General features: G+C 27.9%; 16 protein-coding genes and 1 rRNA gene. 8 read left to right on the top strand and 9 right to left on the bottom strand.

Annotated features, from left to right (window positions below):
• Positions 1 to 139: 139 nt before the first annotated feature.
• Both KQI30_RS10835 and KQI30_RS10830 read left to right on the top strand, forming a co-directional pair.
• Complete coding sequence (locus KQI30_RS10835; protein ID WP_216463340.1) at positions 140 to 802, top strand: response regulator transcription factor; 663 nt, start codon at positions 140 to 142, stop codon at positions 800 to 802.
• Positions 780 to 2243, top strand: a complete 1464-nt coding sequence (locus KQI30_RS10830; RefSeq protein ID WP_216463339.1) for a sensor histidine kinase — start codon at positions 780 to 782, stop codon at positions 2241 to 2243. Before KQI30_RS10835 ends, KQI30_RS10830 begins: the two co-directional genes overlap by 23 nt.
• 554 nt (positions 2244 to 2797) lie before the next feature.
• Here the strand turns inward: KQI30_RS10830 and KQI30_RS10825 are convergent.
• From KQI30_RS10825 to KQI30_RS10810, 4 genes are all read right to left on the bottom strand, one after another.
• A complete protein-coding gene (locus KQI30_RS10825) occupies positions 2798 to 4099 on the bottom strand; it encodes a S1C family serine protease (protein ID WP_216463338.1) in 1302 nt (433 codons plus the stop codon).
• A 41-nt stretch (positions 4100 to 4140) separates the two neighbouring features.
• The gene (locus KQI30_RS10820) at positions 4141 to 5955 is read right to left on the bottom strand and encodes an ABC transporter permease (protein WP_216463337.1); all 1815 of its coding nucleotides are present in this window, start codon (positions 5953 to 5955) and stop codon (positions 4141 to 4143) included.
• A gap of 96 nt (positions 5956 to 6051) precedes the next feature.
• On the bottom strand, positions 6052 to 6864 hold the full coding sequence (locus KQI30_RS10815) for a metal ABC transporter permease (RefSeq protein WP_216463336.1): 813 nt from the start codon (positions 6862 to 6864) through the stop codon (positions 6052 to 6054).
• A 3-nt stretch (positions 6865 to 6867) separates the two neighbouring features.
• The gene (locus tag KQI30_RS10810; protein WP_216463335.1) at positions 6868 to 7521 is read right to left on the bottom strand and encodes a metal ABC transporter ATP-binding protein; all 654 of its coding nucleotides are present in this window, start codon (positions 7519 to 7521) and stop codon (positions 6868 to 6870) included.
• A 533-nt stretch (positions 7522 to 8054) separates the two neighbouring features.
• Here KQI30_RS10810 and KQI30_RS10805 point away from each other — a divergent pair.
• Positions 8055 to 8501 carry a hypothetical protein gene (locus KQI30_RS10805; protein ID WP_216463334.1) on the top strand — a complete coding sequence of 149 codons (447 nt, stop codon included), beginning with the start codon at positions 8055 to 8057 and terminating at the stop codon, positions 8499 to 8501.
• A gap of 817 nt (positions 8502 to 9318) precedes the next feature.
• Here KQI30_RS10805 and KQI30_RS10800 read toward each other — a convergent pair.
• From KQI30_RS10800 to KQI30_RS10790, 3 genes are all read right to left on the bottom strand, one after another.
• Positions 9319 to 10032, bottom strand: coding sequence for a PspA/IM30 family protein (locus KQI30_RS10800; protein WP_216463333.1), 714 nt, complete (start codon positions 10030 to 10032; stop codon positions 9319 to 9321).
• A gap of 445 nt (positions 10033 to 10477) precedes the next feature.
• The gene (locus KQI30_RS10795; RefSeq protein ID WP_216463332.1) at positions 10478 to 11137 is read right to left on the bottom strand and encodes a hypothetical protein; all 660 of its coding nucleotides are present in this window, start codon (positions 11135 to 11137) and stop codon (positions 10478 to 10480) included.
• Positions 11138 to 11150: 13 nt separating this feature from the next.
• A complete protein-coding gene (locus KQI30_RS10790; RefSeq protein WP_216463331.1) occupies positions 11151 to 11831 on the bottom strand; it encodes a hypothetical protein in 681 nt (226 codons plus the stop codon).
• A gap of 260 nt (positions 11832 to 12091) precedes the next feature.
• Here KQI30_RS10790 and KQI30_RS10785 point away from each other — a divergent pair, with 260 nt between their 5' ends.
• On the top strand, positions 12092 to 12706 hold the full coding sequence (locus KQI30_RS10785) for a DUF1836 domain-containing protein (protein ID WP_216463330.1): 615 nt from the start codon (positions 12092 to 12094) through the stop codon (positions 12704 to 12706).
• A gap of 54 nt (positions 12707 to 12760) precedes the next feature.
• Here the strand turns inward: KQI30_RS10785 and KQI30_RS10780 are convergent, their stop codons facing one another.
• The gene (locus KQI30_RS10780; protein ID WP_216463329.1) at positions 12761 to 13237 is read right to left on the bottom strand and encodes an HAD domain-containing protein; all 477 of its coding nucleotides are present in this window, start codon (positions 13235 to 13237) and stop codon (positions 12761 to 12763) included.
• Between the two features lie 193 nt (positions 13238 to 13430).
• Between KQI30_RS10780 and KQI30_RS10775 the strand changes: the two genes are divergently transcribed.
• Positions 13431 to 14693 carry a VanW family protein gene (locus tag KQI30_RS10775; RefSeq protein WP_216463328.1) on the top strand — a complete coding sequence of 421 codons (1263 nt, stop codon included), beginning with the start codon at positions 13431 to 13433 and terminating at the stop codon, positions 14691 to 14693.
• Positions 14694 to 14748: 55 nt separating this feature from the next.
• On the top strand, positions 14749 to 15246 hold the full coding sequence (locus KQI30_RS10770) for a hypothetical protein (protein ID WP_216463327.1): 498 nt from the start codon (positions 14749 to 14751) through the stop codon (positions 15244 to 15246).
• A 106-nt stretch (positions 15247 to 15352) separates the two neighbouring features.
• Here the strand turns inward: KQI30_RS10770 and KQI30_RS10765 are convergent, their stop codons facing one another.
• The gene (locus tag KQI30_RS10765; RefSeq protein ID WP_216463326.1) at positions 15353 to 16423 is read right to left on the bottom strand and encodes an NAD(P)H-dependent flavin oxidoreductase; all 1071 of its coding nucleotides are present in this window, start codon (positions 16421 to 16423) and stop codon (positions 15353 to 15355) included.
• 219 nt (positions 16424 to 16642) lie between these two features.
• Between KQI30_RS10765 and KQI30_RS10760 the strand changes: the two genes are divergently transcribed.
• Together KQI30_RS10760 and KQI30_RS10755 are read left to right on the top strand one after the other, a co-directional pair.
• Positions 16643 to 17389 carry a peptidylprolyl isomerase gene (locus KQI30_RS10760; protein ID WP_216463325.1) on the top strand — a complete coding sequence of 249 codons (747 nt, stop codon included), beginning with the start codon at positions 16643 to 16645 and terminating at the stop codon, positions 17387 to 17389.
• Between the two features lie 998 nt (positions 17390 to 18387).
• A 16S ribosomal RNA gene (locus KQI30_RS10755) occupies positions 18388 to 18581 on the top strand; the annotation flags it as partial.

Below are 18581 nucleotides of genomic sequence, written 5' to 3'. Positions count from 1 at the left end.
ATATAAAGTTAAGTAAAAAAATGGCTAGCATAAAAATAATATGTTTTTGTTGTGAATTTAGTATGTAGAATGTCGATTATGTGTCTAATTAGGTATATAATTATAATAAATATACTTTATGGAAGGGGTAGTTGAGATTATGAAAATAAATATATTAATTGTTGATGATGAAGTTAGAATAAGAGATTTACTAGGGGCATACCTTACAAAAGAAGGCTATAATATTTACTATGCTAGCAATGGGAAAGAAGCATTAGATATTTTTAAAGATAATATTATAAACCTTGTTATATTGGATGTAATGATGCCAATAATGGATGGTATAGTAGCATTAAAAGAAATGAGAAAAATTAAGAATGTACCGACATTAATGCTTACAGCAAAAAGTGAGGAAGAAGATATACTACTTGCATATGGTATGGGAGCAGATGATTATGAGACTAAACCTTTTAGTCCTAAAATTTTAGTTGCAAAGATAAATGCTATTATAAAGAGAAATTATAATGTACAATCTGAAGATTTAATTATAGATGAAGAAGGACATAGAGTACTTGTTGATGGAAAGGAAATATCATTATCAAAAACTGAATTTGATTTATTAAAATATTTTGTTGCTAACGAGGGGATTGTTTTAAGTAGGGATAGAATACTAGATAAAGTATGGGGTTATGATTTTGAAGGTGACTTAAGAGCTGTTGATACTGGTATTAAAAGATTAAGAGAAAAGTTAAAAGATAAAGCAAGTTATATAAATACCGTTAGAGGAGTAGGATATAAATATGAGAAAAAAGAGGAGAATTAGAGATAGTATCGCAAAAAGATTATTTTTAATGACTACTTCGATATTTTTAGGTATAACTATTTTTAATGTATTAATACAATGGATGTTTTTTGAAGGATATTATAATTATCGAAAAAAAGAGACACTAGAAAAACAAGTTCAGAGTTTTAAAAGTGAATATGAAGATGAATATACAGAAGTAGATTTAATGCAGATGATGAGAGAATATCAACAAAAGTATTCTGTTACGATAGCTGTAGTTGATAAGGCTGGATCCTGTACTATGCTATCTACTCAAGTACCGAGGGTAGATAATGAGCGATTACAACTAGTAAGAAACATAGTTATGTGGTTTCAGAATGATCCTGTAGGAAATAGGTTTATTAAAGAATCTAGGAATTCTAAATATGAATTAAATACTTTAGCTTATGTTACAACAGGAGAAAATAATGAGTATATTATAGGAATAACATCATTGGAACAAGTTAGTGAGGCATCTGAGATATCATTACAAATGAATTTTTATTTTGCCATAATATCAGTGGTAATACTTACATTTATATCAGTGTTGTATTCTAATACTATATCAAAGCCATTAGTTAAAATTAATAGAGTTGCAAAAAAGATCGCAAAATTAGATTTTAAAGAGAAATGTGTTGTAGATAGAAACGATGAAATAGGTAGTTTAAGCAAAAGTATAAATGTAATGTCTACTAATCTGGAAGAGACATTAACATCGCTTAGAGAGGCTAATATGAAGCTTCAAGAGGATATAGAGAAAGAACGTCAGTTAGAAAAAATGAGAAAAGAATTTATTGCAGATGTATCTCATGAATTGAAAACTCCAATAGCATTAATAAAAGGATATGCAGAAGGTATACAAGATGAAATATTAGATAAAGAAGATGCTGTTAAGATAATTATAGATGAATCAGATAAGATGACAAAACTAGTTATGGATATGATTAATTTATCTCAATTAGAAAACGGAACATTTAAAATGAAAAAGGAAAGATTTAATTTATCGGAAATAATAGAAGTTGTGACAGATAAGTCAAAGGCGTTATGTTATGATAGAAAAATTGATGTTAAGGTGAATATAGATGAAGATCTTTATGTATATGGTGATAATGTAAGATTAGAGCAAGTGTTATTAAATTATTTATCAAACGGAATAAGACATTGTTATGATGAAGGAGAAATAATAGTTACAGCGACAAGAAGTGGAGATGATGTTTTAGTAGAAGTAGAAAACACTGGAGACCACATAGATGATGATGAGATAGATAAAATCTGGGAGAAGTTTTATAAAATAGACAAAGGAAGAAAGAGAGATGGAAGTACAGGACTTGGACTTTCTATTACTAAAAATATAATAAATGTTCATGGTGGTAATGTAGCAGTAGTAAATACAGAAAAGGGAGTAAAGTTTAGTTTTACAATTCCTTATAGTAAGAAATAAAATATTTATAATATTGACATGAAACTGTCACAAAGAATGGTTAATATATATATTGTAAGGTAAATCCTTATATACTTAAAACCTGAATTTTTGAATATATTGTGTCCCAGAGAGAAGGATGTATCTTTTAGTTGCATCCTTCTTTCGCGTGTATGTAGATATATCTAAGTGCACAGTTTTCAGTGCACAGTGCACAGTGATTGATGAAATTCCCTTTGGGGAATTTCTGAGATTTTAAATATAATAATTTTTTGTGTATAGTAGATTAGTTTTCTTAAGGTACTTGTATTTGATACAGAACTGTTACGAGGGACTAATGAAGGTTGCACCTTCATGTAGCTTGAACTAAGAAACCATGATTAGTGAAAAAGAATATTTAAGTATAACAGTTTTATATAGGCACTAAATATATCTATGAATACAATTGTACTTCTTTATCGTGAACTGTGAATTGACTGAATTGCAAATTAAAAAAGCTATTGATCACCGTTAGATGATCGATAGCTTTTTTATTATATGAGAGTGTTTGTAATATATAAATTAAAGGTTAATATCTATTGAATATTTAATGTAACAGTCATAGTTTTTCCTAAACGATTTATGTCAACTTCAACTTTATCTCCAGAAGAAACTTTTCCTTTTGCTTTTTGTAGATCTGATGTACTGCTTATATCTTTTCCGTTAAATTTTGTGATTATATCATTTGGTTCAATACCACCGTTAGCGGCAATTGATCCAGCAGATACAGAGGCAACTCTAACACCATGGTCAAGTTGATAATATTTTAACTCAGTATCAGATAAGTTTTGGATGCTTACACCTAATGTGATACTAGTATTAAGCGGATTATCAACTAAGTCTTTAACTGTATCTGCTACAGCTGTAATAGGGATTGCAAAGCCCATACCAGATACGCTAGAGTCTGATATTTTTGCTGTATTTATACCGATAACTTTTCCGTAAGCATTGATTAATGGACCACCAGAGTTACCAGGGTTTATAGCAGCATCTGTTTGAATATAAGTTTTAACAGTGTCAGTATCTTCTATACGTCTATCCTTAGCTGATACAATACCAGAAGTTAAGCTATTTAAGAATGTTTCTCCAAGAGGGCTACCAATTGCTATTACTGGTTCACCAACAAGAACATCAGCTGATGAATCTAATTCTAACACAGCAGGCATTTCCATATTTCCAGATATCTTAAGAACAGCTACATCTAAATCTTCATCGTAATTAACTACAGTAGCATCAGCAGTAGTTTTATTAGAGAACATAACTGAAATTTTAGAAGCACCTTCGATAACATGGTAGTTTGTTAATACATAGCCTTCCTTGCTAAATATAAATCCAGATCCAGATCCACCTTGAACTTGGAATTGATTTAAAGTTAAATTTTGAGTTGTAATACCAACAACAGCTGGACTTACTTTGTTATATATATCAGGGATAGATACACCGCCAGTAGTTGAAAAAGATAGTTGTTCGGTATTAGTAACAGTTTTTACATTGTTTGATTTATTTGAAGCTGTTAATTTATTAGTTATTAAACTAGATGTTATACCTGAACCAGTACCAACAACAGCTGATATTAATACACAAAGAGCAATAGTTTTTCCTAGTCCTTTTTTCATTTTTTTTGTTTTAACCTTTTTATTATGGTTGTTACTATTATTAGTGTATACATCTTCAAATTTTACATCTTGTGCTGAGTCCGAATCATCATTTTTCATTGTAAAATTTATGTTATTTGAATCCATGCTAACAGTATTCTCTATATCATTAGATGAATTATTATTGTTTGTAGAAGAAGTAGTATTATTATTATCATCTTGGAAATTATTAAATTCGTTCATATCAATTACCTCCTAATGGTTCATTTCCTTACCTTATGAGTTTATTTTATAATACTTCTATGACATTTATGTGTCACGCTATTTAAAATTTTATTTAATAATTTAGAATATTTTTTGTATATATATTGGAAGATAAATATACAAAGTGAAACTAAAAAAGTTATTAATAGATTTCTTCTAGATATATATTCTAAAGATTCTATAGGTCTAAGATAATATGGCAATGAACTAGATATACTAATAAAGTAAAATAAAACTATAGAAAGTACATTACTAATGATAGAAACTATAAAAAATATTCCATTGCTTAGTGATATAAATAGATTAACATAGCAAACAGATATAGTTATGATTATTAAAATTAATGTTATTACACTAAATAAAATAGGAACAAATTTTCCTTGACCATAGCTATAAATTAATGAATTATTTATAGTAGATATAGATGATAATCTATTGCTATTACTATTATTTTTAAGCAAAAATAAATCGTTCGCATCATTTCCGTTATACACTTTAGATGATGTTATTAGTCCGTTATTTAAGTTTGTCAATCTACCTAAAGTATATGGAGCCATATAATTTTTTTCTATGAAGCCTACTACTTCAAATTTATCCCCATTAATGTGGATAATATCGCCTACATTAAAATACTTTTCAAAGTTAAATCCTAAAAGTACAGTATTTTTGCTAAAATCTAAATTATTACCTTTATACAGTTTTACAGATAGTGCATCATAAAACTCTTGCGGGAAATATAACATTTTTGTTGAAATCTCATTTTCTAAGTTGCTAGAGTTATAGTCTTCAGTAAAATTTAATTCATCTTTTAATTCAACTATCTTATCATAAGATAATGAAGTAGAAAAACTGCCAGTGTAGTTAAGCGTTGAAGTTGATGAAATAATATTACTCTTTATATCATCTGTAAGTGGTGCAGAAGAGTAATAAATATGACTGTTTTCATACTCATCAAGCGATTTTGTGAATGTTACTCTAGCCTCTAAATACGTTAGTGAACTAATCAAGAAATACCCATTACAAGTTAACATTATGAAAAACAGTGATAATAATATTACAGGTTTAGCTCTAAAGAATATCTTTAAGATTAATATTGTTACTAGAGCTAAAGAGAATATTAATAAAACAACATAAGGTATAAGTCTATCTAAATAAGGACTTTTTACCTGATTAGCTTTAAATTTGTAATAATCTTCACCATAAAAACTATAGTCGAATTTAATATTCTTAAATGTAGATTTCAAGTCCTTTTCAAAAGCCTTTAAAGAATCTGGTAGAGAACTAGAACCTCTAACAGAAAGAGATATTATAGGTTGTGATTCAAAGGCTTTTTGAAATTCTTTAGGTGCATTATGTAGCGAAAAGTATATAGCACTTTTGTATTTATTATAGTATGTTGCATTAATTGTATAGATATTATCACCTAATGGAATTTGCTTCATATACCAAGAGTCAGTATCTTCTCCTACAAAAGCAAAAAAGGGCTTATTAAAATTATCAATAGATCCTTCTTTCAAAGTTCCAAGATAAGTTTTGTTGTTTAATATTCCTCGTATACTTATATATTCAGAATTAAATTGAGGACTCTCATAGTTTAACGATAATTCTACACTATAATTAGATAGATTTTTATTTAGAATATTGTAAAGTTTATTGTAGTTGAAGTTTTCATCTGGGGCTATTGTGCAAATATAATTATATTTATAATTTCCTGATGTTACTTGCTTAATTTCTTCTTCTAATATGCCATAAGAAGTTACTACCTTATTTACTGAAGTTATAAGAGAGGCAATAACAACAAGTAACAGCAAAAAAGTAAACTTACTTTTTTTCATATTAATCCTCCAAGTTAAAAATAATTTATTACAATTATATCATTTATAAAAAGAAATGCCCACAACTCTAAAAGAGTAGTGAGCATTTATCGGTTATTATACTTTTAACTTTTTAATTGAAGTTACTATAGATTTTGAAAGTATAGTTAATATCAAAACAGCTACTGATGAAAGTGCTATAAATCCGCCAGGAGCACCATCAAGGTAAAAAGATAGGACTAGTCCTAAGTTTACATCTATTACTCCAAATATTATTGAGTATATAAAAGTTTGTTTAAAACCTTTCTTAAGTTGTAAAGAAGTTGCTACAGGAATAGCAATTAAAGAAGAAATAACTAATATACCAACAATTTTTATAGATATTGATATTGTAAGAGATACTAATAAGATGAATATATAGTTTAGAATCTTTACTTTTATACCAGCTATTTTAGCACCATCTTCATCAAAAGTTAGATATATTAAAGAGTTAAATAAAAAGAATAGAATTATAAAAGTTACAACGCTTAATATACCTATAATATATAAATCTTTTGGTGTTATTGTTAATATACTTCCAAATAAATAAGAGTTTATATTTGTTTTAGTTTTACCGGTAGAAATTAATGTTATAGCTATTCCTACACTAAAAGTGAGGATTATTGACATTATAAGATCTCCATATTTTTTTAAAAATATAGATAAAAATTCAATAACTACACCAGAAATAGAAGTAAATACAACAGCTGATAAAACAGGATCCGTTCCTGTTGCAATACCTAAGGCAATACCTGCAAAAGAAGCATGTGCTAGTGTATCTCCCATAAGTGAATATCTTTTAAGTACTAAAAAAGTTCCGATAGCGGGGCAAATTAATGAAATAAGCATACCGCCAATCAATGCATATATCATAAAATCATATTGAAACATAAATTAATCCTCCATACTTAAGGCAGTATATTGATCTAAGTTCAAAAATCTACCCTTACCGTTTTGTATTTGATATATTTTAGAAGAGTTTTCTTTTGTTGCTTTTAAGTTATGTTCTACAGATATAACAGTTATATGTTGTTCTTTATTTAAAGTCTTTATTAGTTGATATATTTCAGTTTGACTTTTTATATCTATACCTGTTGAAGGTTCATCCAATATAAGTAAATCTGGATTTCCCATTAAAGCACGTATTATAAATATCTTTTGTGCTTGACCTCCTGATAAATTAGAAATTAATGAATTTTTATAACTATTCATATTAACAAGAGAAAGCATATCATCTATAATAGATTTATTTTTTATCTTTAAAGTCTTTCGATGGACATTTAACATTTCAAAAACTGTAAGAGGGAAATTAGTATCAAGATTATTTAGTCTTTGTGGTACATAAGCGATGTGATTAGCATTTATAGATAAAGATCCCTTATATCCTTTTAATAATCCTAAAATTATTTTGGTGAAAGTACTTTTGCCGCTACCGTTTTCACCTATTATAGTAACGTAATCCCCTTTTTTTATATTAAAATTTATACCATTTAATATATATGGGGGAGTATTGGAATATGAAAAATATAAATTGTCTATTTTAATCAAAATTAACCCTCCTGAAACTCATATATAATTATAATCATATTTATTCAAAGTAAACTTTATTATAAACTTACTATATGACATTTGCAAATAGTTTGCAAGTATATACATAGAATTATATTCATGTTGGATAGGAGAAAGAATAAAAATGAAAAAGAATTTACAGAAAATGTAAATTGCATAAAAGTAGATATATATCTATTTTGAAAAGAAAATATAGAAAATTGAAGGAAAATTTTATTAATAATCAATAATTTTAACAAGTTATACACAGGGGGGGTGTGGATAGTGTGGATAACTTTTGTAATAGCACGGAATATCAGGTGTAAAGCCATAAAAACAATAACAAGTTATCCACAGAGTTATACACTTTATTCACAAAAGCATATGGAAAACAGTATCAACTGCTTATTTTGCAAGTTTAATATAAAGAACTTGCAAGGTGATAAAACTATATTGTCGAAAGAAAAAAATGGTAAAAAGTATTGAAAACAAACAAATGTTCGTATATAATGATAATACAAGGAGGAGATATTATGAGAGTGAGTTATATTGAAGCATTAAAATCTATGATAGCTATAGTACCTGTATATAAAATCGGAGAAGGGAAAATGACGTTGATCAAATCTGAAAATGGAGATGAGTATTTAACGAAAATATCTATTAATAAGGCTATTAGAGATTATTTTGCACTAAATTTATTATCACTTACAGCTATAATAGCTAAAAGTGAAAAGATACTTAATAAGAAGTCATTAGTTCCATTAATAAATAATAATGAGGTTATTATACCAATAAAGACAATAAAACCTTTGGTAAAAGGGGATAGGGCATTTGGATACATAAATTATTCTAAGGTAAAGGAAGTTAGAGATGGATTAGTTACTTTTACAAATGGGTATAAGTTGAATTATGTAGATAAATATGAGACTGTTAAGAAAAGAATAGCAGAGGGAGATATATTGAGAAAAAGTGCACAGTGAATGTGAAAATTTATAATTAAAAAAGTTGGAGGTGTCACATTAACACATGAAAAGTTGCTAATGCGATACCTCCTTTTATTATGGCACAATTCTTCAATTCACAATTCAGGCAATTCGCAATTAATGTTAATTTTCCCTAAAAGGAAAATATTATAAGTCCTGCGGACAGCTAAAGGTAGAATTGTGTTTATAGATATGTTTAGTGCATATATAAAACTGTTATACTTAAGTGTTGTTTTTCATAAATCATGTGTTTTTACTCCAAGCTACATGAAAGCAAAACTTTCATTAGCCCCCGTAATAGTGCTATATCAAATATAAATATCTTAAGAAAACTAACTTATTCTATCCATAAATCTTTTCTTCATTATATATCTTAAAGTATCATTATCTGCAGCAAAGATATTACCAGTATCATTCTTAACAAATTCTAATGCTACATCTTTTAATAACCTTATAAACTTATATTCTATACCAGATTTTACATTAGTTCTTAATTGAGTAAATAGTTCTTCCTCAGTTGCTGCTACAATATCTTCAGGTAATGGGTACTTGTAAAAAATTGTGATTAAAGATTTACTTGCCCAATTAGTTGACGCATTGTTAAATCCCTTTTCAGTATTCTCTAATGGTGATAAATATGATACTTCATTCTTGGTATTTTGTGTTTTGCAATTATCATTTTATCGAAGGGGGTTATTTTTTTCAATTTTTAAAAAGTCTTAAAACAGGAATGCTGTGCCCTGATATTCTATTTTGCAAAAAAACTGCCGCACTTTAATTCCTAACTTCTTTGTGCGACAGCCTCAATAATAGTTTATTTATATTTTTCTAGCTCTGCATCTAAGTCAGATAATGATGAGCTGTTAGTTGTTGATGCAGATGAAGGATTTTTGTATTTCTCAAGTTCTGCATCTAAGTTAAGTTCATTTAATGCTGCAAATTCATCGTCTAGAGAAGGTGTTTTTAATTCTCCAAGACCTTCTGCTAAAGCTTCCTTACGAGCAATATTTCTTTCAATATTATCTAAGTTAATATTATTTGATTTAGTATTAACATTAGCAACAATTTCGTTAACAGTTTTTGAAGCTTCTGCATTTGCATATCTTGCTGCAGCTTCATCTCTATATGCTCTTGTCTTATCTAATTCTTTTTGTAATTCTATTAACTTACCTTTTAAAGCTTCAGCTTTTTCTCTAGCTACAGTTTGTGCTTGAAGAAGTGCATTGTAGTTATTTTCAGCTTTAATCTTTTCAGCTAAAGCTTTTTTTGCTAAATCTTCATTTCCTTTTGAAAGAGCTAGTCTTACCTTATTATCATAATCTTCAACTTCGGCTTTTGCTTTTAAAACTTTCTTTTCAGTTTCACGAGCATTTCCGATTACTTGTGCGGAAGCAATTTTTGCATCGCTCAAACTTTTTTCCATGTCTTTAATTTTTTGATCCAATAATTCAATTGGATTTTCCATTTCATCTAATTTTGAATTAACTTTTGCTTTGAACATAGTAGATACTCTTGTAAATACTCCCATAATGCAACCTCCCAATAGTTTATATTTTTATTATAATTCAATTACTTTTCATTTGTATAGTTAATTTTACAATTTTACAAATCATTTGAAAATAGATATGTATAAAAAGTTAAAAAATACTATGTACTTATAATAAATGATTTTAATAAATATTTCAAGCAAGAAATATAATCTTTTTAAGTGATTTTGTTTTATTTATAAAAGAGTAATTATTACTAGATAGTTACAGCTACATATAGCTTCAAATATCTCTAATTTACACGGTGATGAATGAAATTTTTAAGGAATTTCTTAAAATGTGAGTGTTAAAGTTTGGGGGGGAGAGTAGGCTGATTTTCCTAAGGAAATATATTTGTGCATAATAAAAGGAACTATCTATAGTAAGTTTTCACTTATTAATGAGATAGTTCCACTAAAAGTCCTTTAAACAGTTTTAATTTTAATATTAAATTATAGAATTTTCATAGCTTTCAATGGCGTAATCAAAATCTTCTCCATTTTTGATTTCACCATATTCTTGACCTCTTACTGTGTAATTTAAATACATAACCATTTTTTGATTTGTATTGATATTTTCCATAAGGATATATCTTTGATCATTTTTGATATCTTGTACTATGCCAAGTACATTAAAATATTCTATAGAATTTGTATCATTATTTCTAAGATCTATTTTGTAGGTGTTATCAAAAATTGATACAGATGTACGAGTTTTATCGCAAGAAACTATTCTGCCTTCTTTAATACAACTGTCACAGCTATCAAATTTGCAATTATCAATACAAGAGAAACACTTACAATCTGTACATTGCTTTAAAGTTTTAAAAGTGTTTAAATGTTTTGATTTATATGATTCAATTAATTTCAAATTTGTATTTTTAGTAGCAGACTTCTTAAAAAAACTTTTAGAGTTAACATCTTTTTCTGCTGCAATCAGTATATCTAAATATTCTCGTAAAAGATCTTTGTTTTTGAAAAAAAATCTTTTATTTATTTGCGACTTATCTATAAAAGGTTCTATTTTATCTATAGCATTATTAATATCTAAGTATAATGAACTATATAAACCTTTATCTTTTTCTAATAATTCATCAAATTTGTCCATAAAACACAATCTCCTATTTTTTAAATTCTTTAATTAGATATTTTATTATTCCTATGACTATTATTAAAAGTAAAATATTTAATAATATGCTAAGTAGAGAATAACCATAACCATTACCGATACGAGTTCTACCTATAGGTAAAGGAATAGGTAATGGAATGTAATTATTATAACTATTGTAGTAACTTCCTTTATTATAATTATTATTGTAATAAGAGTTACTTTTACCGTGGCTACCAAAATTATAAAATCTAGGAGTAGATGATGTACTATTAGAGTTTGTCTTTCCATCATTATTAGTATCATAAGATCCGGAGGACCAATTTTTTTTCGATGAATTTGAACTACTACTAGAGTTTACGTCAGAATCATTTTTCGATGAATTTGAGTTACTATAAGAACCAGAAGACCAATTCTTCTTCGAAGAACTTGAACTACTGCTATGAGTGCTACTACTGTGATTACTATAAGAACCAGAAGACCAACTCCTACTTGAAGAAGAACTAGATGAACTATGAGAACTTGAATGAGAAGATGAATGTGAATAAGAATGTGACATACCATGTGAGCTATGGCTACTTCGTGTTCTTGCAAAAGCATCTTCACCAAATGAAAATGATATGGTAACTGATACCATAAAGCATATTAAAACTTGTAAAAATTTTCTCCACCTTGAATTGTTTATTGTACCCACCCCCAAGAATAAAATCAATAACTTAATTATATATAGTTAGTAAAGACATATGCAAACAATACTAGCTAAAATATGTTAATTTGATAATACATTAAAAATACATAGAAATCAATACCATATTAAGAAGTTATGAATAGCATTTTTTCAAAAATAATTTTTAAGAAAAGTCTTTTTTATACCTTGTAATACATTAAATTAAACACTATAATAATAATATATTTAAATGGATATTTTAAGAAAAATAATATAGGGGTGAAAATATGGGCGAATCTTCTTTTGATATTTCAAGAATAAAGGAAATATCAAAGCAAATAGCAGAAAGTAATATTATACCATATACAGACTTACCAGAATATGATTTGTTTTTATCACAAGTTATAGATTACTTAAATGATAGATTTCCGGGTGAAAAATTTACTAATAATATAGTACAAAATTATATAAAAAATGATGTTATATCTAAACCGGAAGATGGTAAAAAGAGAGGATACACTAAGGTACATTTAACAGAATTAGTATTATTAAGTTATATGAGACCTGTTCTTACTACTGAAGAAATTAAGAAAGTATTTGGTCTTGCATTTAACGAAATAAATGATAGAACAGATGATATAATATCTTGGGAAAATGCTTACAAGACTTTTACAGAAATACAAAAAGAAAGTTTTGATGATTTTATTCAAAAAGAATTTTTAGATAGTGATAAACTAGATGGGTTAATGGAAGGTTATAATTTAAATAGTGAAGAGCAAGAAAAGATAACAGTATTTCTTATTGTAATGACTTTAATAGCTCAAGCTTCTGCAATTAAGAAATTAGCTCAAAACATAGTAGAACAATATGTAGATTATATTGATGGTGAAAGTGAAGAATAAATTAATAGGTATAGTAATCAAGAGAAAAGATGCAGCAAAGTTAATAATAATAACTTACTGCATCTTTTTTAATGTTATATCAGAATTAAGTAGTCTTATTGAATTATAAAGATCTAGCTTATTGAAATATTTTTCGTTAGAAGTTTTTATTAATACATTATCTAAAGAAGTATTCAAGTATTTATTGCTTATTACAATATATTTAGTAACATAAAAATTTTCAGATAGCCATGCAGAAATTTCTTCAGATTTATTATAAGAATTACGATAATTACATAAAGTGGGCGTAACTGATATAAGCGAATTTAATATTCCATAATTACGAAAATTTTGAATAATGGATTGCCAATAAATGCTATTATTTTTCATTCCTATTTTCCAATTTGAAGAAATAACAATTTTACTATTTGTAATTTCTATAAGTTTACTTATATTGGTCATAGCTTCTGAATTAAATAAAAAAGTATTTGATATAAATGGGGGATTATCATCAATTAGTACTCCGTTTATATCTAGAAAAATAATGTTCATAAATAATCTCCTTTTAGGAATTTAAATATTTGTCATAAATAAAATTATTGACAAATATTTTATAAATATAACATTTAATAGATAAATTTTTAATAAACAAATGTAAAAATATAATAAATAGTACTGGAAAAGTAAAATGAAATACAGTACAATTTAATTGTAAAATAATGGTTAGGAATGGGGAGTTAATCATATGAAGAACAAAAAGATATGGGTTATAGCTGCATCAGCAGTATCAGTTATAGTAGTTGTCGTAGGCATTTTTACAGCATCTATATTTTCAAAGGTTAATAAATATAACTTGTTAATTTATCCAAAAGTAAAGATACAAGGGGTAGAAATTGGTGGTAAGAGTAAAGAGGAAGCTAAAAATATATTAAATAAATATTTTTCAAATGAAATAAGTAAAAAAGTAATAAAAATTAAAGTGGGGAATAAGGAATACGATCTAAAGAGTGAAGATGTAGGTGTACAAGTATCTTTTGATGATACTATAGAAGAAGCATATAACTATGGAAAGAGTGGTAATACCTTAGCTAGATATAAAAATTTAGAGAAGGAAAAAGAGTATCCTATTAAGGTTACTTTTGATGATAATAAAGTTAATGAATATTTGTCATCAATAGAAAAAGAGGTAGATAAAAGTGCAAAAGATGCCACTATCGAATTAAAAGATGGTGGTTTTGAAATTAAAGGTGGTTCAGATGGCTCAAAGTTAAATATTAATAAGTTGAAAAATGATATTACAAAAGAGTTGAGTTCAGATGAATTTAATGGAGAAGTAGTTGTAAATGCCGATATGGAGACAGTGAAACCAAACGTTAAAGAAGAAGACCTTAAAAGTATAAATACAAAGATTTCAAGTTTTAGTACAAACTTTGGTACTTCAGCTGATGGTAGAGTTACAAATATAAAGAAAGCTGCAGCTGCTGTAAATGGAACTGTAGTAATGCCAGGAGAAGAATTCTCTTATAATAAGGTAGTAGGAGATACAACTGCTGAAAGAGGATATGAAAAAGCAGGAACTTATGTTGGAAATAAGGTTGTTGAAGGATATGGCGGAGGAATATGCCAAGTATCTAGTACATTATATAATGCTGTTATGGGAGCAAATATAAGATCTACAGAAAGATTAAATCATAATATGCCAGTATCTTATGTAGGAATAGGTTGTGATGCAACAATAGCTTATGGATATATAGATTATAAGTTTAAGAATACATTAAAACATCCTATCTATATATCATCATATACATCTGGATCTATATTAACATTTGATATATATTGTAATGAATCTGACTATGATCCTAGTGTAACTTATAAAATAAGAGGGGAAAGAACTGGTGAAAGAACTGGAGACAAATACACAGTAAATGATTATCTAGATACTTATAAGGATGGAAACTTAGTAGATTCAGAGTACATTGCTACAGATACCTATAGAGATCATGAATAAATCTATATAGTATTGCCAATAATTGTAGATAACTTAATTAAAAGGAGGCTACAATTTGGCATTACTAATGGTGTTTTCGGTATTATCATTCGTTGGAGCAATGGTAAGTGCATTTTATTATAATAAAGAAGATATAAAAGAAATTAAACTTTTAGAATGTGGTATTAATCCTTTACGGTGGATAGTTTTTATGTTAAGTATTTTATTAGTAGTAAGATTTATATACTATGTAATTGATATAAATGCTATTTATGAAGGTATTATATTTATTATGGTTATTACTTTAACCTTATTACATATGATAAGTGAAGATGTAATTACTAAGAGTGGTGTAGTTACTTTAAGTTTGCATGACGGATATATGTATAAGGTTAAGTGGAGTGATATCGAAGAGTGGAGCATGGGAAATAATAAGTTGTATATTAATACTAGTAATAGATCTAGTGTTAAGATTAGAGTACCAAGAAGGAAAAAGAAAGAAATCCTTAAGATACTTAGGTGGGATTTAAACCTTTATAATAAGGAAAAAGTAAAAAAGAGAGGATTGAATTAACAGATAAAAATTTGTTATTAAATCCGATTTAATATGATACAAAAGTAGAATCTTGTGAGTAAATAAAAAACTGCCATACTTTTTGCATGGCAGTTTTTTTATTTAATTAAGCTAAAGTAAGTTCATTAACCAATTCTTTCATAAGTTCTTTTACAGTAGTAATTTTATCTAATCTGTAAGCATTTTCACCACAGAAAATTAATCCGTCATCAGTATTTCCTTTAACAGCATTTATAAGAGCATTGGAAATGCAGTAAGGAGTTGTTGATGGGTTGCATGGAATTAAGCAATTATAGCATTTAGGAGCTTTAATACTTTCACTAGAAATTTTCTTTATAAACTTGTTTATAATAGCTCTTCCAGGCATACCTACAGGGCTTTTTACTATAGCAATATCTTCTTTTTTGCTATTAATATATGCCATTTTGAAATTTATATCAGCATCACATTCTTCAGTAGCTACAAAACGTGTAGCCATTTGTACACCATCAGCACCTAATCTAAGATATTTTGCAATATCTTCACCGTTAAAAATACCACCAGCAGGTACTATAGGAATATGTTTTTTATATTTTTCTTCATAAGGTTTTTTCAATTCAATTATGTCTTTTACATATTGTTCAAAATCTATAGAATCTATATTATCAAGGTCTTTAGTTGAGAAACCTAAATGCCCTCCAGCTTTTGGACCTTCAACTACAATCATATCAGGTGCAACATTATGTTTTACATCCCATGCTTTTAGTATAACTCTAGCAGATTTTGGAGTCGAAACTATAGGAGCTATTTTAGTATTAGTTCCTTTTACTAGCTTGGGAAGATGAAGAGGAATTCCAGCACCAGAAATTATAAGGTCAATTCCTGCTTCTATTGCAGCAGCTACATGTTCAGCATAATAATTAGTAGCTACCATTATGTTTATACCAACAATACCATTAATAGCCTTTTCTTTTGCAAGCTTTATATGTTTTTTTAAAGCTGTTAAGTTAGCAGCTAAGAAGTTACTTTCAAAGTTTTCTTCATTATAGCCTATTTGTGCTGTTGAGATTATACCAATGCCACCTTCTTTAGCTACAGCACCAGCAAGAGATGAAGAAGATACACCTATACCCATTCCGCCTTGAATTATAGGTATAGGTGCTGTTAAATTCCCAATTTTTAAACCTGTAAAGTCCATGATTCAAATCCCCTTTTATTGTAAATTTATTTTGATAGTCAAAATAACTATATCGTAACTATATTATACAATTTATCCAATGTCAATTAATAAAATACCAATAAATTATTAATAAATATGTATAGGTATAAAATATAATGATAGTAATTAGATTAGTTGAACACAAAATTAACCTAATGTATAATATATGAAAGTATTAATTATTAAAGGAGATAAGAAATGACAAATAAAATTTTAGCTCAAGTTGACGATAGAGTTATAACAGAAAGTGAAATAGACGCTGCTTTAAAACAATTACCACAAGAACAAGCAATGTACTTTAATACTCCAGAAGGAAGAGCACAATTATTAGAACAATTAGTTAATTTTGAAGTATTTTTAAAATATGCTAAGGAAAACAATATAGAAGAGGAAGAAGAATTCAAAACTCAATTAAAGAGAGTTCAAGAAGAAATATTAGTACAATATGTATACTCAAAATTAATGAGAGAAGCTACTGTAGAAGAAAATGAATTAGAAGAATACTACAATGCAAACAAGAACACATTTACAGAAGGTGAATCTGTTAGAGCTAAACATATATTAGTTGCTACAGAAGATGAAGCACTTAACGTAAAGAAAGAAATTGAAGAAGGATTATCTTTTGAAGAAGCTGCACAAAAATATTCTACTTGTCCATCAAACGTTTCAGGTGGGGACTTAGGATTTTTCCATGCTGGTCAAATGGTACCTGAATTTGAAAAGGCTGCTTTTGAAGCTGAAATTGGAGCTGTTACAGAACCAGTTCAAACTCAATTTGGATTCCACTTAGTAAAAGTAGAAGAAAAGAAACCAGCTGTTGTAAAATCTTTTGAAGAAGTTAAAGAAATAATAAGAAAAAATATTTTAACTGACAGACAAAGATATAAAGTTGCATCTAAGGCTGATGAGTTAAGAAAAACTTATAATGTAACTATTAATCAATAGTAGAAAGTAAAAGGCTTTGTATAACGAAATTCGTTAGTAGGGCCTTTTTTCAGGTCAGAAGCACAGGTAGATATCAGGGCACAGTTATTGATGTAATTCCCTTTTGGGGAATTTCTGAGATTTTAAGTGTAATAATTTTGTGTATAGAACAAGATAGTTTTTTAAGATATTTGTATTTAATATATAAATATTAAGGGGGTCATGTAGCTTGAACTAGGAATTCATGATTTATGAAAAACAACACTTAAGCATAATAGTTTTATATATGTACTAGATATATCTATAAATACAATTGTAATTCGCTGTCCGCAGGACTTATAATATTTTCACTTTAGGGGAAATTAACATTAATTGCAAAATGTGAATTGATTGAATTGTGAGTTGAACATATGATATTTTCCCCACAGGGTAAAATTAACCGAAACTGTGCACTGTGAACTACTTTAATTGTGCACTGAATTGTGCCCTGTGCCATCTAACCTATGCCTTGTTTTCTGCCATAATAAAAGGAAATATCATTAACAACTTTTGTTACTGCGACACCTCCTAACAACCATTACGAATTGCTTGAATTGTTAATTGAAAAAGTTCTTATAATTAGCCAATTCATATGCATATATTACGGAAAAATATAAGTGAGAATAAATTTTTTTAAAAAATATGTTGACAAATCCCCCTAGCTTTGATAAGATAAACAAGTCGTCAAGAGGTGACGAAATGATCTTTGAAAATTGAACAGAAGAAACATATAACCAGTTAATTCTTTTAATTGACATTATATAATGTCAGCTAGTACTAAGCTAGTAAATCAAACTTGAAGTTAATGGTATGTTATGTGAATCTCGTATTCGCTAGAAACGAGCAGGACGAGGAAGCTAGGAGTGAATGAGTGAACTATACTTTGTATGTGAACGATTGAATGACGAAGCTGATGAAGTAATGCGAAGTTTATAGTAGAATACTAATAAAGAGCATGTAATAAACTAAGATTAACATTTTAAATTGAGAGTTTGATCCTGGCTCAGGACGAACGCTGGCGGCGTGCTTAACACATGCAAGTCGAGCGAACAAAGCTCTTTCGGGAGTGGAGTTAGCGGCGGACGGGTGAGTAACACGTGGGTAACCTGCCTTATAGAGGGGGATAGCCTTCCGAAAGGAAGATTAATACCGCATAAGAAGTAGAAGTCGCATG

This window comes from Clostridium bornimense (assembly GCF_018917145.1).
Lineage (GTDB): Bacteria > Bacillota > Clostridia > Clostridiales > Clostridiaceae > Clostridium_AN > Clostridium_AN bornimense_A.
The sequence above is the reverse complement of the archived record's forward strand: the minus strand, read 5'-3'. Positions and strand labels throughout refer to the sequence as shown.